A 16,215-nucleotide genomic window follows, 5' to 3' on the forward strand; every position below is an offset into this window, starting at 1 on the left:
TCACCTCAAGCTTTGGCCAGCGACGCCGCCGGGCGGATTGGATCCGCCGTCTGGGTTGGAACCGGCGGATTGATCGCTTTCTCACCTACGACAGTTTTGAATACGTTGTAGGCCATCAAGAACACACCAGCCAGGTAGAGCGTGCCACCGGCCAGACGAATCGCGTAGAACGGATAGGTTGCTTTTACTGATTCGACGAAGCTGTAGGTGAGTGTTCCATCCAGTTCGGTTGCACGCCACATCAGACCCTGCATCACGCCGGCAATCCACATTGACGCGATATACAGAACTACACCGATGGTTGCGATCCAGAAGTGAACCTCAATCAGACGGGTGCTCCACATCTTGTCCTTGCCCCACAGGCGCGGAATCAGGTAGTAAAGCGAGCCGAAGGTGATCATGGCAACCCAGCCCAGTGCACCAGAGTGCACGTGACCAATGGTCCAGTCCGTATAGTGCGACAGGGCATTCACGGTGCGGATAGACATCATGGAGCCTTCAAAAGTCGACATGCCATAGAACGACAGCGACACCACCATGAATTTCAGAATCGGATCCGTACGCAGTTTGTACCAGGCACCTGACAGTGTCATGATGCCGTTAATCATGCCACCCCATGACGGTGCAAGCAGAATCAGTGAGAACACCATACCAAGAGACTGGGTCCAGTCAGGCAGCGAGGTGTAAATCAAGTGGTGCGGACCTGCCCACATGTAGGTGAAGGCAAGCGCCCAGAAATGGACGATGGAAAGGCGATACGAATAAATCGGACGGCCAGCCTGCTTGGGAATGAAGTAATACATCATGCCCAGAAAGCTGGTGGTCAGAAAGAATCCCACCGCATTGTGTCCGTACCACCACTGCACCATGGCGTCATGCACGCCGGCATACAGCGAGTACGACTTCATGAAGTAAACCGGCAGTTCCAGGTTGTTCACCACGTGGAGCATCGCGATCGTCAGGATGTACGAACCAAAGAACCAGTTGGCCACATAAATGTGCTTGACCCGACGCTTGACAATGGTGCCAAAGAAAACGAATGCATACGCCACCCAGACCACGGTAATCAGGATGTCGATCGGCCATTCGAGTTCGGCATACTCTTTGGACGAGGTAAACCCCATTGGCAGTGAAATCGCGGCAGCCACGATCACGGCTTGCCAGCCCCAGAAGGTGAAGGCGGCGAGCTTGTCACTGAACAGGCGAACCTGACAGGTACGCTGTACCACGTAATAAGAGGTCGCAAAGAGCGCACTGCCCCCAAACGCAAAAATCACAGCGTTGGTGTGCAGTGGACGAAGACGGCCATACGTCAGCCAGGGAATGTCAAAGTTGAGCGAGGGCCACAGAAGCTGAGCAGCAATCAGGACCCCTACGAGCATTCCGACAATCCCCCAGACTACGGTCATGATGGCAAATTGCCTGACGACCTTGTAGTTGAAGGACTCGGCAGTTGCTGTGGGCAAACTAGCCATGGTGAGTTTCCTTAAACGTGGTGATACAAAATGTTACGGATAGCATGATGCCACCTATTTTGTCGAGATGCCTTGATATTCCTCAACCGAATCCGCTTTGGCAGCCTGCAAACCGATCAATCACGCCGACTGTCGTTTTCCTGCCCCGGGGTGTCGTCGTCATCCAGAATGGCATGACCACTCTGTTCAGGGTCGTCATACTGGCCAGAGAACACAGCCCACCACAGTACTGCGGCGATCATCAAAACGAACAGCAATGAAACCGGCAATAACAGATAGAGGATTTCCATGATCCCTTACCCAGCCATCGCGGGCGCAGAACGCGATGGACGAGTAGCCGGTATGCGATAAAGGCGCCATGCATTGGCTGCGACAGCAACCGATGAAACAAACATTGCCAGCGCAGCCAGCCACGGAGTCACCAGCCCCACAGCAGCTAACGGCGTCGTGATCAGGTGAAAAACAAGCGATCCGTAGAGATTCTGTGAGGTGATACGACGTGTTTTCGCAAACAGCGCACGTGACTGCTCAGGATTCAGTTCTGGACAAGCTGCAAGGGTAGAGTTGGTAGCTGCCAGTGAAGACGGGGCTGCGAGCGCCAGTGCACATGGGCAACTCATGACCAGCAGAGAAACCATCACGGGAATCGCGAATACAGGCTCAACCATCCACCAATACAGCGCAACCAGACCTGCAATGGCCAGTTGAACTACGATGAACCACATGGCAACTTTGTCGGCGCGTGCCATCAGGGGCGTGCGCAAGGCATCCATCTCGCGCGCAAAACGCGCATTGTCCACCGACATTCTGGCCCGTTCTTCAAAAAAGCGCGCCGTCAGCAGAAAAGCGACAAACATCGTCACAGAATCAAAATAGACTTCACCATGTCCTGAAATGGTGGCGTATACGCTCGGCACGAAGGCCGCGATCATGCTAATGGAAACAGGAACGTCCATTGTGACGTGCAAGGTGCGGATCGCTTTGAGCGTTCCCTTCCAGACGGGCCAGGCCGCATACAGGATCACAGGAATCGTCATGACCAGACTGATCCAGTTCATGAGCGTGATCGCCCAGTCCAGCACTTCAAGGTTGTCGTGACCGTAGGAGTCCCGGCGAAGGTAGCCGGGCAACGCAAACATCATGACCTGCATCATGGCAAGCCAGGCCAGCCCGAGACGCACCAGCGAACGACGACGCGCGCGCGTTTCTTCTGGCGTGAGAGTTCGGTTGAATGCGAGGATAGATTTTGCCATGCCGCGATAATAGTTCTGTCGCTGGCAACGTGCATTGATGTAAATCAAAGACCGGCCCGCAGGCCGGTCTTTGCTGTCAGTGACAGACGAACAATCGCGTCTGTCTCGACAGTCTCATTTCAAGGTCGACACATCCTGGCGCATGGCTCAGGCGTGGCTTTCCTCGAACTGGGCTTCCTCGGTAGAGCCCGTCAGTGCGGTAGTTGACGCCTGGCCCCCTTCAATGGTCTGAGTCACGGCATCAAAGTATCCGGTACCCACTTCGCGCTGGTGCTTGACCGCAGTGAAGCCACGGTCAGCTGCTGCAAACTCCTTCTGCTGCAGTTCAACAAAAGCACTCATGTGGTTACGAGCATAACCGTAGGCCAGGTCGAACATGCCGTAGTTAAGCGAATGGAATCCAGCCAGCGTGATGAACTGGAACTTGTATCCCATTGCACCGAGTTCGCGCTGGAACTTGGAGATTGTTGCGTCATCCAGGTTCTTCTTCCAGTTGAACGACGGCGAACAGTTGTAAGCAAGTAACTTGCCAGGGAACTGGCGGTGAATGGCTTCTGCAAACTTGCGAGCATATTCCAGATTGGGCGTTGCAGTCTCACACCAGATCAAATCTGCATAGGGCGCGTAGGCCAGACCCCGGCTGATGCCCTGCTCGATGCCGGCACGTGTCCGGAAGAACCCTTCGACAGTGCGCTCACCGGTCAGGAACGGATGATCGTTCTCGTCAACGTCACTGGTAACCAGATCGGCCGCGTCTGCATCCGTACGTGCCAACACAATGGTCGGAGTACCTGCCACGTCAGCAGCCAGTCGGGCAGCAACAAGCTTGCTCACGGCTTCGCGGGTTGGAACCAGAACCTTGCCGCCCATGTGTCCACACTTTTTGACGGAGGCCAACTGGTCCTCGAAGTGAACGCCACTTGCACCGGCGTCAATCATTGCCTTCATCAATTCGTAAGCGTTGAGCACGCCGCCAAATCCGGCTTCGGCATCAGCAATGATCGGTGCCAGAAAATCCACGTATCCGTCATCCCCCGGATTCTTGCCTTCCATCCACTGGATCTGGTCGCTACGCAACAAGGCGTTGTTGATGCGACGAACAACCTGAGGTACCGAGTTGGCTGGATACAGAGACTGGTCGGGATACATGTCACCCGCCAGGTTGGCGTCACCCGCAACCTGCCAGCCGGACAGATAGATGGCTTTGAGACCGGCCTTGATCTGCTGCATGGCCTGGTTGCCAGTCAGTGCGCCCAAGGTGTTGATGAAGGGCTCTTCATTGAGCAGCTTCCAGAGCTTCTCGGAGCCTTGGCGGGCAAGGGTGTGTTCGACAGCAACCGAACCGCGCAGGCGGATGACTTCCTCGGCACTGTAGTCGCGCCGGATACCTTGCCAGCGGGGGTTTTCTGCCCAGTCTTTTTGAAGGGCACGGATAGCTGCTTCGCGGTTGCTCATGATGATGACTCCTGTCTGTAAACAAAGTAAGAAAACAAAAACTGGAAACCCTGGTACTGGTCAAACTGAACTCACTCTCTGGACCGCATCATCCCGCCCCAACTGCCGGGCTACTGCGTCTGGACCTCCCGGTGCATCTACCATCTGCTTGGTAGAACAGAGAACAAAGTTCGTTTGCTGTTGTAAACAGTTTATTCCTATGCTGCGTTGCAACCAGGTCTTTTGTCTTATATAAGATATATTTTTTTATTGTTATTTATCAATTTGTTATATTTTTTATTTTGCATTATGAAATACAATTCTCAGTTATGAAATGAACCATTCTGGCATTGCACAATCAAATTTCACAAGATGCACCCTATGTTTCACATTATGAAAATTGAGTCACTGCAAACAACGGTCGACAGAGCACTATCGATCCAGGCAGGCTATTGCAGACAAGGTCATCAAGATAGCGCCCAGTGAACCCGTACGCGATTGATGGACAATCATGCCTGGTGCCCTTGCTCGATACACAACCCGTCTGCAATGAAGTCCCATCATTCCGTCTTACAATTGCGCGCATGTCTACTCACACGCTAGAAATCCACCACCCCACCATCGCTTTGGGCAAGGAAGTGGCATATCCAACCCGATATGATCCCGACCTGCTGCTTCCGATCAGTCGATCGCTAGGCAGGGCGCTGCTCGCAGGACTGACGCAGAATCCCGAGGCACAGATTGCCTTCACCGGTTGGGACATGTGGCGCGGATATGAACTGTCCTGGTTCGACCCTCGAGGACTACCAAAGATTGGCATACTCAAGGCATGGGTGCCTTGCACCAGTACCCACATCATCGAGTCCAAGTCGTTCAAGCTGTATCTGAACAGTCTGAACAATGAAAGAATGGACGACATTGAATCCGTTAAGAAGCGGATCAAGTCTGACCTCTCCTCCCGGGTTGGTGCAGAAGTGAAGGTTCAAGTAGTGACACCGCAAGAGTTTGCGAGCGAAGTGATCAGCGAACCACTTGAAGGCTGCCTCGATGACCAGGCCATCGAGATCGGCCACTACCAGCCGGATCCGGACCTGCTAGCATGCGATCCGGAACGAATCGTATCTGAGAGTGTTTTTTCCAGACTATTAAAATCGAATTGTCCAGTCACCGGACAGCCCGACTGGGCCAGTGTGCATATCGAGTACGAAGGTGCGGCGATCGACCACGAGGCGCTGCTGCGATACATCGTCTCGTATCGTCAACACGAAGGATTTCACGAACAATGTGTCGAACAGATATTTTGTGACCTGATGCAACGCTGTCAGCCACAGCGTCTGAGTGTCTACGCTCGCTACACCCGTCGCGGAGGAATGGACATCAATCCATGGCGTGCAACCCAAGGGCTCCCGGAACCAGTCACAAGTCGAAGCGCTCAACAATAAATGATTGCAGCGAGCCTGCCCAGCCACTTCCGACGAGGCTGTCAGGCTGTGGCGGCACTCGGGCTCATCCTGCTATAGCGCCCGATATGCGCTGCCAGCATTGCACCGACAACAAACGCCAGGGCCGCCCCCATCCAGGGCCCCCTCTCCCATCCCCAGTCCATCACGATACCGAACATCAACGGTCCCAGAGCGGACCCCACATCCATTCCGGAATACACAAGCCCGTAGACTGAACCCACCGAACGCTTGGGCGTCACCTTACGAACCATCATGTCGCGCGACGGTGCCGAAGCACCAGAGAAAAACCCGGCCATGGACATGATGAACATGGCCATATAGCCAGGCACCACACCGGAGGCAAGCAACACGAACATGGTGGCAGACAGTAGCAATGATGCCAGCACCACCAACTCGGTGCGCGGCGTTGCATTGACCAGAAAACCACCTGCCAGCATGCCGACAATCTGGCCGACCATGTACGCCGTGATGACCGAACCCGCTGCGACAGCCGCCATGCCATACAGACTACCCATCAGCGGAATGGTGTAATTTTGAACTGCAGACAGGGCAACTGTGGCGCAGCAGAAAAACAGAAACGCCCCCCACAGTGCGGGAGAAGCAAGCAACTGACGCAGCGTAGCCAGCACGCCGGGCGACTTCAACCTGTGCTCCTCATCACGCACATCGCCAAACACTTCGCTGCTCTTTTCACCTTCCGATGCACGCCGGTTCAATTCTCGTGTTCCTGGCACCTCAAGCGACTCACGTCCTAGCACAATCAGCACCAGCACCAACGCCATCAGTAATGCGACCGCCAGTGCAGCGCTGCGCCAGCCAAACAGCGCTGTGAGACCCACAACAAAAACCGGAGAGAGCGCCCATCCCAGCGTGCCGGTGACATTATGAATGCTGAACGCATGCCCGAGACGACTGGGCTGAACGCGGTGGTTCAGGATGGAGAAATCTGCGGGATGAAAGACGGCATTACCTATCCCACCAATCAATGCAGCGAGCATCAACGTTCCATACCCCGTTGCAGCATAGAGAACCAGAGCAGCCACCAGAAAACAGGCTACACCAAACCACAGCACGGGTCGCGCACCGATCCGGTCCACAACAAATCCGCTGGCTGCCTGCCCGAATCCAGACACCACAAAGAACAGTGTCATCAGAAATCCGAGCTGCACAAAATCAAGCGCAAACGCCTGCCCGAGTGGCACAAACAGACTGGGAATCACCAGTTGAAAAAAATGTGAACTGGCATGCGCAGCCCCTACCAGACCAATGGTTGTCCAGTCGCCTTGCTCAGGTCGCCCTGGAAGCATAGACGAATCCAGCCCGGCAGTTTGCGCCATGCCTATCTCCTAACAGGTAGCACTTAGTAGTAATAGTTGAGAGCTGGCCTGATGAGGTGTTGCCCTTTATTACAGTGTCATCTCGATCGTGACAAGGTCAATCAGCCCGGGCGCGAGTACACCCTCTCAGGTCCTGGCCCGTATCTCAGGCCATGCTTTTTTGAGATAGTAGAACATCGACCAGACAGTCAACAAGGCTGCCACCACGATCAGGATCTGCCCGATCAACTGGGCTGGCAGATCGAACCAGTCTTCGTGATGCAACAGACAGGGAATCGCAATCATCTGCGCTGCCGTCTTGAACTTGCCAAGCCAGTGAACGGCCACACTCCCGCTTGCTCCAATCTTCGCCATCCACTCCCTGAGTGCAGAAATCGCGATCTCTCGCCCGATAATCACCAGTGCAATCAGGCTGTCAACACGATCCAGATTCAGTAGCACCAGCAATGCTGCACTAACCATCAACTTGTCGGCCACCGGGTCAAGAAATGCACCAAACGATGAAGTCTGATTCCAGCGTCTTGCAAGCCAGCCGTCTAGCCAGTCGGTCAACGCGGCAATGACAAACATCCAGGCTGCAATCGCATCGCGCAATGCGGTCGGCAACAAGATTTCCGGAACATAGAACAGCCCCACGAACAACGGAATGATCGCAATGCGAAGCCAGGTCAGGGCGATGGGAATATTGAAAGGCATGATGTTGTCTATGCTAACCGAAATTGATCCTTAATTGACGCACCGCTCGAGACAGGATCGCGAGGCGTCAACCGTTATGAAAAGCGTCATAGATCCGCCGGGCAAGCTCCAGCGAGATGCCATCAACGCAGGCAAGTTGCTCCACACTGGCGTCTCCCACTCCCCGCAAACCACCAAACCTGGCCAGCAGCTTCTGGCGACGCCTGGCGCCAACGCCCTCGATGTCTTCCAGGCGCGATGTCTGCCGGGCCCTGGATCGTTTTGCACGCATGCCGGTAATCGCAAACCGGTGAGCCTCATCCCGAATCTGCGCAATCAGCATCAGTGCAGCCGACATCTGCCCGAGAACCAGCGATTGACGCCCATCCGCAAACACCAGTGTTTCAAGACCGGTCTTGCGGTTCTCGCCCTTGGCTACACCCACTAAAACTGAAACATCCAGGCCATATTCCTCGAAAACCTGCCGTGCAACCTCTACCTGCCCTTTGCCGCCGTCAATCAGGACCAGATCCGGCAGCAAGGACTGTCCATCGGCTACCTTTCCATAGCGACGCGTCAGCACCTGACGCATGGCTGCGTAATCATCTCCAGGCGTGATACCCACAATGTTGTAGCGTCGATATAGTGAAGGCTGCATCTCGTGATTCTGAAATACCACGCATGAGGCCTGGGTGGCTTCACCTGCGGTATGACTGATATCAAAACACTCGACTCGCAACTGCTGAAGCGACTGCTCGTCCGTTTCAAGACTCAGTTGCTGAGCCAGCGCGAGCGTTCGAGCATGGCGTGCCCCGCCTTCAGTCAAAGCTCGCGAGAGCGCCAGTTGCGCGTTTTGAATCGCCTGATCCAGCCAGGCTCGACGCATTCCTTGCGGACGGACAAGCAGCTTGGCGCGCGTTCCGCGAGCGCTGGCCAATAGTCTGATAATGTCCGGATCATTGGGTGGCGGGCTTACTGTGACGACAGCCGGTATTGGCTGTTCCAGATAGTGCTGCACCAGAAAAGCCTCCAGAACATCCGCCTCACTGTCCCCGTCGACATGTGTAGGAAAGAATGCCCGGTCACCGAGGTGACGTCCCGAACGAATCATAGCCAGGTTGACACAGGCCTTGCCAGACTGCAGCGTGACTGCCACGACATCGGTATCACTGCCATCCACATCTTCCATCGTCTGCTGCTGAAGAACACGCGACAATGCGGACATCTGATCACGCAGCTGCGCGGCCTGCTCAAACTCGAGAGCCTGAGCGGCCTCATTCATACGCTGCTCGATGTCTTCCAGGATCTCGTGGGTGTTCCCCTTCAGAAACTGGCTTGCCTGGTGAACATCCTGCTGGTAATCCTCTATGGAAATATGCCCGACACAGGGTCCCGAACAACGCTGGATCTGATAAAGAAGGCACGGCCTTGAGCGATTGGCGTACACCGTATCTTCGCAGGTGCGCAGCCGGAACACTCTTTGCAGGATCTGCATGGTTTCGCGCACTGCCCAGGCATTAGGATACGGCCCGAAGAACTGTCCCGGACGCTGCGTCGATCCGCGGTAGTAGGCCATCCTCGGCGCATCGTGCCCACTCAGCCAGAGGTATGGATACGACTTGTCGTCACGAAAGAGAATGTTATAGCGTGGCTTGAGTTGCTTGATAAGATTGTTCTCAAGCAGCAGCGCCTCGGCCTCTGACGGTGTGACCGTGACATCTACCCGGGCAACCCGGGCAACCATGTGTGCAATCCGGGGACTGTGACCGGTCTTCTGAAAGTAGGAACTGACCCGCTTCTTGAGATCTCTTGCCTTGCCAACATACAGGACCTGGCCCTGCTCATCAATGTGGCGGTACACACCCGGCAAATGCGGCAGACTAGCCAGAAACGACTTGACGTCAAAGACGGGCTCAGACTGACTCATTGATACTGCGCACCTGCTCAAGTGCACGCTGGTAGATCGGCATGGTCACGAGTGCAGGCCAGCGCACTGCCTTGCCACTGGGCATGAGGCGCCTGATGCGAGCCTGACTCGCTACATCGCTGGTGTGAACCAGACTCTCAAGTAACTGATCTGCCATATCCAGGTGGTTACATACAAGCACCATATCACAACCAGCCTCAAGCGCCGCCTTGGCACGGTCGACAATGTCACCCGCCACAGCGGCACCTTCCATTGTCAAATCATCCGAGAACACAACGCCGTCGTAACCCATGCGACCCCTCAGAATCTCGCGAATCCACTTCGGCGAGAATCCTGCAGGCAACCGATCAACCTTGGGATAAATCACGTGAGCGGGCATCACGGCCGGTATCACCATGTCACCGAGCCACTCGTAGGGTGCGCCATCCTCTTTGAGGATTCGAGTCAGGCTCCGCTGATCGACAGGAATCTCATGGTGCGAATCCGCACTGACAGCACCGTGACCCGGAAAGTGCTTACCGCAGGCACCCATGCCCATCATGGACATGCCCTGGACCAGTGCGCGCGCAAGCATTGAAACTACTCTGGGGTCCCGGTGAAACGACCGGTCTCCAATTACGCTGCTCACGCCATAATCAAGATCAAGCACCGGGGTAAAACTGAGATCAACACCGCAAGCACGAAGCTCTGCGGCCAGGACCAGACCCACACTGGTCGCAAGCGACATGGCGCGCATCGGATCTCTCATCCAGATCTGACCGAGGCGAGCCATGCTGGGCAGTTGCGTGAAGCCGTCCTCTCTGAACCGCTGAACACGCCCACCTTCGTGGTCGACTGCAATCAGCAGCCTGGGTTTGCGAAGCCGGTGAATCTGTCGGGTCAGACGCGTCAGTTGCTCACGGCTCTCGAAGTGTCTCGTAAACAGGATCACACCGCCCACCACCGGGTGCTGCAACCGCCTGATATCCTGCACGGTGAGGCTGGGGCCTTCAATATCCAGCATGACAGGGCCACGAGCCAGTCGCACTGGCTTGAAACCAGACTTGAACAGTGCCTTGAACCCTGTTTTGCCGGGGGACTTTTGATCAGACTTGCTCAATGTTCAGGCTCCCAGCGTGAAGGACTCATCACGCAATCCAGCAAGTCGTCCCTGCACCATCAAACCCTTCATCTCGCGTACCGCCTCTTGCCACCCCGAAAAAATGGCTTGAGCCACAATGGCGTGACCGATATTCAACTCCGCAATCCCATCGAGCGCAGCAATCGGCTGCACATTACTGTAATGCAACCCATGACCGGCATTGACCCGCATACCATGCGTCTTGGCGTGCGCAACCGCGATCTTGAGCCGCTCGATCTCGGCCTGGATTTGCACAGCTTGCTTCGCCTCTGCGTACGCACCTGTGTGCAGCTCGATCACCCGAGCCCCGGCACGTGCCGCCGCCTCAATCTGGGCAGGCTCCGGGTCAACAAACAGAGACACCCGGATGGATGCATCATGCAGGCGAGATACAGCATCTGCCACCGCAGCAAACCCGCCTACGACATCCAGCCCACCTTCAGTCGTGAGTTCAGTGCGCTTTTCCGGGACGAGACACACATCATCTGGCTTGACTTTGAGTGCGATATCGAGCATCTCCTGCGTGACCGCACACTCAAGGTTCATCCTCGTCATCAACTGAGGACGTAATGCCCAGACATCAGCATCCTGAATATGACGCCGATCCTCCCTCAAATGTAGCGTGATGAGGTCTGCGCCAGCCTGTTCGGCCAGCAACGCGGCCCTGATCGGATCAGGGTAAGTCGTGTGCCGCTGCTGTCGCAAAGTGGCCACGTGATCGATGTTCACACCCAAGTCAATCATTTTTTGGAGGGTACCGGTTCTTCAGTTGTCAAAACAATGGTTTCTACCACAGTTTCAGCTGTTTCGCCTTGATCCCCCGCAGATCTATGCTCAAGAGACTCACTTGCACCGTTCCCGCGCGTGTAAGGTGACTGAATCAAAGTCGCACCTGGCACTGACTCGTCCCAGCCGCCACCGAGCGCTTTATACAAATTCACCCTGTTGGCAAGCAGCTCAAATCCAGTCTGAACTTCCTGCAGACGCGAATTGAACAATTCGACCTGCGCCACCTGGACGTCAAGAAAGCTGTCGATCCCATTAAAGAATCTGGCGTTGCTCAGATCATAGTAACGCTGCGCGGACTTGCTTTGAGCGCTACGTGCATCCAGTTGAGACGAGAACGTCGCTTCGCCGGCAAGCGCGTCAGACACCTCCCTGAACGCCTGCTCAACACTCTGCTGGTAAGTGGCAACAGCTTCGCGCTGAGCTGCACTGGCCTGTTCGAGACTGGCCTGCAGGGCCCCCCACTGAAGATCGGCAGCGATACGGATGGTGTGAACGCCCATGCACCTGTTCCACTGCTGAACAGGTCGCCAAGTGACGTGCTCGCTGTGCCCACGCTTCCTGTCAGGCTGATGTTCGGAAAGAACGCGGCTCGTGCCGCCCCAATGTTGGCATTGGCTGCCATGAGCACATTCTCGGCTGCCCTGATGTCCGGACGACGCTCCAGCAACTCCGAAGGCAGCCCTACCGGGATGTCCCTGACTTGATCAATCGCCGCAAACGGCAAAGAATCGGGCAGGTTCGCAGGCAGAGGCTGACCTGTCAGGATGGCCAGCGCATTGCGCGCCTGCTCCCTTTCACGCGTAAAACGCGCCATATCGGCAGCAGACGCATCGACCAGGGCCTTAGCCTGTACAGCATCACGCTCTGATGCAACGCCGCTTCTGAACCGGGCGTTCACAAGGTCGTAAGTCCGCTTGCGGGTCTTGTAGGTCTCGCTGGTGAGTTCATGCATCACCTGTGCCATCCGGTACCGGTAATACTGCACGGCAGTGTCCGCCACCAGCGCAATCTGGACCGCGCGCGCACCCTCTGCCGAAGCCAGGAACTGCTGATAAGCGGCTTCTGACAGATTGCGCAAGCGACCAAACAGGTCAAGCTCGAATGCAGTGACAGCAATTCCAGCACTGTACTGACTCGAGATCACGTTGCTTCCAGTGGGGCTGGCTGGACTCGGTGTTGCCTGACGGGATCCAGAAAACGCGCCACCCAGTTGCGGAAACATCTGCCCCCGCTGAATGCCCCAGACCGCCTCGGCCTGCTCCATCCGGGAGACTGCAATCTGCAGATTCCGGTTTCCTGCAAGCGCCAGCTCGATCAGCGCAATGAGTTGCGGATCCTTGAAAAAGTCTTGCCATGGCGTCTGTGCATTCTCCACCGAGTCGACCCCAAAGCTTGCGGCATCAACGGCCTGCTCGGTAAACCCGCCAGTTCTTGCATCGTAGCTGGTCCGAAACTGCTGACCGTACATGGAAGGAACTGTCGAATCCGGCTGTTCGTACTTCGGAGCCATGCTGCACGCAGCCAGCGCCAGCGAGAGCGCGGACAGTACGAATGCCCGGGGCAATGTTCGCTTATTCATGCTTGCCTCCTGCAGCAGTCGTGCCATGTTTGTCAAACAACTTGACCTTTGTCTTGAAGAACCGCAACACGACAACGAAGAATACTGGTACAAAAATGACCGAGAAAGGCGTGGCAGCCAGCATACCGCCAAGCACCCCAAAACCCACCGCTTTCTGGCTGGCCGCACCAGCACCGCTGGACAGGGTGAGCGGAACCACGCCAAGAATGAAGGCAAATGACGTCATCAGAATCGGACGAAACCGTAGACGCGCCGCCTCAATCGTTGCCTCGTAAAGTCCCATGCCGCGACCGTAAAGATCCTTGGCAAACTCCACAATCAGAATCGCGTTCTTGGCTGCAAGCCCGATCACGGTCACCATACCAACCTGGAAGTAAACATCGTTGTTCATGCCCAGCGCCGTTACGAGTCCGACCGCACCAAGCATGCCCAGCGGCACGATGAGCAGCACCGACAAGGGTATCGCCCAGCTCTCGTAAAGCGCTGACAGAACCAGGAACACGACCAGAATCGCCAGCCCCATCAGAATCGGCGCTTGCGAACCTGCCTGGACTTCCTGATAGGACAGACCAGTCCATTCAAAACCAAACCCACCGGGCAACTCCCCGATCAGCGCCTGCATTGCCTGCATCGCATCACCGGATGAATACCCTGGCGCGGCCGCTCCGCTGATACGAACCGAGTCATAGCTGTTGTAACGCACGACCTGAGTGGGTCCCTGGGTCCACGAGGTCTCGACAAACGAAGACAGCGGCACCATCTGGCCATCCTTGTTACGGGCATTAAGCTTGAGCAGATCCTCGACGTTCATCCTGAAATCAGCCTCAGCCTGCACCCAGACATTCTGCATGCGTCCCATGTTCGGGAACTTGCCCAGATACTGCCCCCCGATTGCCGCCGACAGCACACCTGCCGCTTCAGAGAACTCAACGCCCTGCGCTGCGAGCCTTTCGCGGTCGATGCGAACCTCAAGTTTGGGTCCAGGAGCAAGACCCGTGATCCGGACTTGGGAAAGCACCGGATTCTGTGCAGCCTTGGCAAGCAACTCGTTTGCACCAGCCATCAGTGCGTCGTACCCCATGCCGCCGCGATCCTGGAGACGCAGTTCGAAACCACTGGAATTACCCAGAGATGAAATTGCGGGAGGAATCACAGAGAACACCAGCGCATCCGGGATAGTACTGATCAGATAACCCGTCGCCTTGCCGGCAATGGCCTGGGCGGATTGCCCAGGTCCAGTGCGTTCCGTAAAATCTTTAAGTGGAACAAACGCGAGCGCCGCGTTCAAGCCATTACCGTTGAAACTGAATCCCCGGATTGCAACGATGTTCTGCGTCTCAGGCTGATCCAGAAAGTAATCCTCGACCGTGTTGATCACTTCCATGGTACGACTGGACGACGAACCTGACGGCAGCTCCATATTGACGACCACATACCCCTGGTCCTCCTCGGGCAGGAAGGCACTTGGCATGCGCAGGTACATCCATCCCATCACGGCAACCAGGATCAGATAGATGACCATATAACGGCCACCTCTGTGGACCAGATGACTGACTCCTTTCTCGTACTTGTGGGTCGTGCTGGTAAACACCCGGTTGAACCATCCGAAGAACCCTTTCTTCTCTTCATGGTGGCCTTTCGGAATGGGTTTGAGGATGGTCGCACACAAGGCAGGTGTAAAAGACAACGCAAGGAACCCGGAGAACATGATCGAGATCGCCATGGCAACGGCGAACTGCTGATAGATCACACCCACGGAGCCCGACATGAAGGCCAGTGGAAGGAACACCACGGTCAGCACTGCCGTGATCCCCACAATCGCTCCCGAGATCTGCGGCATGGCTTTCTTGGTCGCCTCCAGCGGTGACACCCCATCTTCCACCATGATCCGTTCGACGTTCTCGACTACCACGATCGCATCGTCCACAAGAATACCGATGGCCAGCACCATGGCGAACATGGTGAGCACGTTAACCGAGAATCCGAGCATATTCATGACGGCAAATGCTCCCATCATCGCAACCGGAACGACCAGAGACGGGATGATGGTGTAACGGACATTCTGCAGAAACAGGTACATCACCAGGAACACCAGAACCATCGCTTCAAGCAGTGTGTAAACCACCTGGGTGATGGACACTTCCACGTAAGGCGCGGTGTTATAGGGAATGGTGTACTCAATGTCAGCAGGAAAGAACGCCGCCAGCTCCTCCATGCGCTGCTGAACCCCCTCAGCTGTCTCGAGCGCGTTGGCTCCCGGAGCGAGCACAACAGCAAAAGCAGCCGTTGGTGCAGCATTCAAACGGGCACCAAACTGATAGTTGTCTGCACCTACCTCAACTCTGGCAACGTCACCGAGCCGGATCGAGGAACCGCCGCCACGAGAACGCACGATCACGCTCTCGAAATCCTCAACAGTCGTCAGCTGACCATTGGTTGACAGGTTGGCAGTGATCCGCTGGCTGTCCGGATTGGGTGGTGCACCCAGAACCCCGGCTGGAATCAGCAGATTCTGGGATTGCAGGGCAGCCGTGATCTCCTGCGTGCTAACGCCAAGTCCGACAAGCTTGTCGGGATCGATCCAGATGCGCATAGCGCGCGGAGCCGCAAAGAGCTGGAATCGCCCGACACCAGGAACCCGGGAGATGGGGTTCTGGATGTTGCGGGTAATGTAGTCAGCGAGCGCAGTCTGGTCCTGAGTTCCGTCCACCGAAGACAGCGCCACCACCATCAGGAAGCCGGCACTGGTCTGCTCGAAACGCACACCCTGCTGGGAGACGGCACCGGGCAATTGTGCCATGACGTTCGAAACCCGGTTCTGCACATCGACCTGGGCATCATCAGGATTGGTTCCAGGGGCAAAGGTGGCCGTGATCTGCGCCGAGCCGTTGGAGTCACTGACCGACTCGTAGTAGAGCAAGCCCTTGGCACCGTTAAGCTCGTTCTCGATGATACTTGTGACCGATTCGGAAACCTCCTCGGCTGACGCACCCGGATAAGTGGCACGAATATCGATGGCAGGTGGCGCAACATCGGGATATTGTGAAACCGGCATGGACTGTAGCGACAGCACCCCGACCAAGGTGATCAGGATCGCGACAACCCAGGCAAAGATTGGACGTTCAGTAAAAAACAGGGGCATTTGATAACCGTATCAGACAGT

12 protein-coding genes and 1 pseudogene are annotated in these 16,215 nt (G+C 55.9%); 1 reads left to right on the plus strand and 12 read right to left on the minus strand.

Going from position 1 to position 16,215, the window contains the following annotated elements:
- Positions 1–5: 5 nt before the first annotated feature.
- The 4 genes from ccoN to aceA form a co-directional block, all read right to left on the minus strand.
- Positions 6–1,475 (minus strand): cytochrome-c oxidase, cbb3-type subunit I, encoded by a 1,470-nt coding sequence (gene ccoN / locus DBV39_RS07310; RefSeq protein WP_108620976.1) that lies wholly within the window; start codon positions 1,473–1,475, stop codon positions 6–8.
- A 116-nt stretch (positions 1,476–1,591) separates the two neighbouring features.
- A complete protein-coding gene (gene ccoS, locus DBV39_RS07315) occupies positions 1,592–1,765 on the minus strand; it encodes a cbb3-type cytochrome oxidase assembly protein CcoS (RefSeq protein ID WP_108620977.1) in 174 nt (57 codons plus the stop codon).
- Positions 1,766–1,771: 6 nt separating this feature from the next.
- On the minus strand, positions 1,772–2,728 hold the full coding sequence (locus DBV39_RS07320) for a P-type ATPase (RefSeq protein ID WP_108623155.1): 957 nt from the start codon (positions 2,726–2,728) through the stop codon (positions 1,772–1,774).
- 147 nt (positions 2,729–2,875) lie between these two features.
- A complete protein-coding gene (gene aceA / locus DBV39_RS07325) occupies positions 2,876–4,183 on the minus strand; it encodes an isocitrate lyase (protein WP_108620978.1) in 1,308 nt (435 codons plus the stop codon).
- A 563-nt stretch (positions 4,184–4,746) separates the two neighbouring features.
- Here aceA and queF point away from each other — a divergent pair.
- Positions 4,747–5,604 (plus strand): NADPH-dependent 7-cyano-7-deazaguanine reductase QueF, encoded by an 858-nt coding sequence (gene queF / locus DBV39_RS07330; protein ID WP_108620979.1) that lies wholly within the window; start codon positions 4,747–4,749, stop codon positions 5,602–5,604.
- Positions 5,605–5,645: 41 nt separating this feature from the next.
- Here the strand turns inward: queF and DBV39_RS07335 are convergent, their stop codons facing one another.
- The 8 genes and pseudogenes from DBV39_RS07335 to DBV39_RS07365 all read right to left on the minus strand — a co-directional run bounded on the left by DBV39_RS07335 (position 5,646) and on the right by DBV39_RS07365 (position 16,194).
- Entirely contained in the window at positions 5,646–6,962 is a 1,317-nt protein-coding gene (locus DBV39_RS07335; RefSeq protein WP_227870852.1) for an MFS transporter, read from the minus strand.
- Between the two features lie 126 nt (positions 6,963–7,088).
- Positions 7,089–7,658, minus strand: a complete 570-nt coding sequence (pgsA, locus tag DBV39_RS07340; protein WP_108620981.1) for a CDP-diacylglycerol--glycerol-3-phosphate 3-phosphatidyltransferase — start codon at positions 7,656–7,658, stop codon at positions 7,089–7,091.
- A 67-nt stretch (positions 7,659–7,725) separates the two neighbouring features.
- Entirely contained in the window at positions 7,726–9,564 is a 1,839-nt protein-coding gene (gene uvrC, locus DBV39_RS07345) for an excinuclease ABC subunit UvrC (RefSeq protein ID WP_108620982.1), read from the minus strand.
- Positions 9,551–10,567: a beta-N-acetylhexosaminidase gene (nagZ, locus tag DBV39_RS07350; RefSeq protein WP_108623156.1), complete on the minus strand. Its 1,017-nt coding sequence runs from the start codon at positions 10,565–10,567 to the stop codon at positions 9,551–9,553. Before nagZ ends, uvrC begins: the two co-directional genes overlap by 14 nt.
- Positions 10,568–10,666: 99 nt before the next feature.
- Entirely contained in the window at positions 10,667–11,428 is a 762-nt protein-coding gene (locus DBV39_RS07355; RefSeq protein WP_108620983.1) for a pyridoxine 5'-phosphate synthase, read from the minus strand.
- Complete coding sequence (locus DBV39_RS20430) at positions 11,425–11,973, minus strand: TolC family protein (RefSeq protein WP_322348753.1); 549 nt, start codon at positions 11,971–11,973, stop codon at positions 11,425–11,427. Before DBV39_RS20430 ends, DBV39_RS07355 begins: the two co-directional genes overlap by 4 nt.
- Before the next feature lie 11 nt (positions 11,974–11,984).
- A pseudogene (locus tag DBV39_RS07360) lies at positions 11,985–13,079 on the minus strand (efflux transporter outer membrane subunit); the annotation flags it as partial.
- Complete coding sequence (locus DBV39_RS07365) at positions 13,045–16,194, minus strand: efflux RND transporter permease subunit (RefSeq protein ID WP_108620984.1); 3,150 nt, start codon at positions 16,192–16,194, stop codon at positions 13,045–13,047. The gene DBV39_RS07365 and the pseudogene DBV39_RS07360, both read right to left, overlap by 35 nt.
- Positions 16,195–16,215 lie beyond the last annotated feature (21 nt).

Source organism: Orrella marina, from assembly GCF_003058465.1.
In the GTDB taxonomy this organism is placed as follows: domain Bacteria; phylum Pseudomonadota; class Gammaproteobacteria; order Burkholderiales; family Burkholderiaceae_B; genus Algicoccus; species Algicoccus marinus.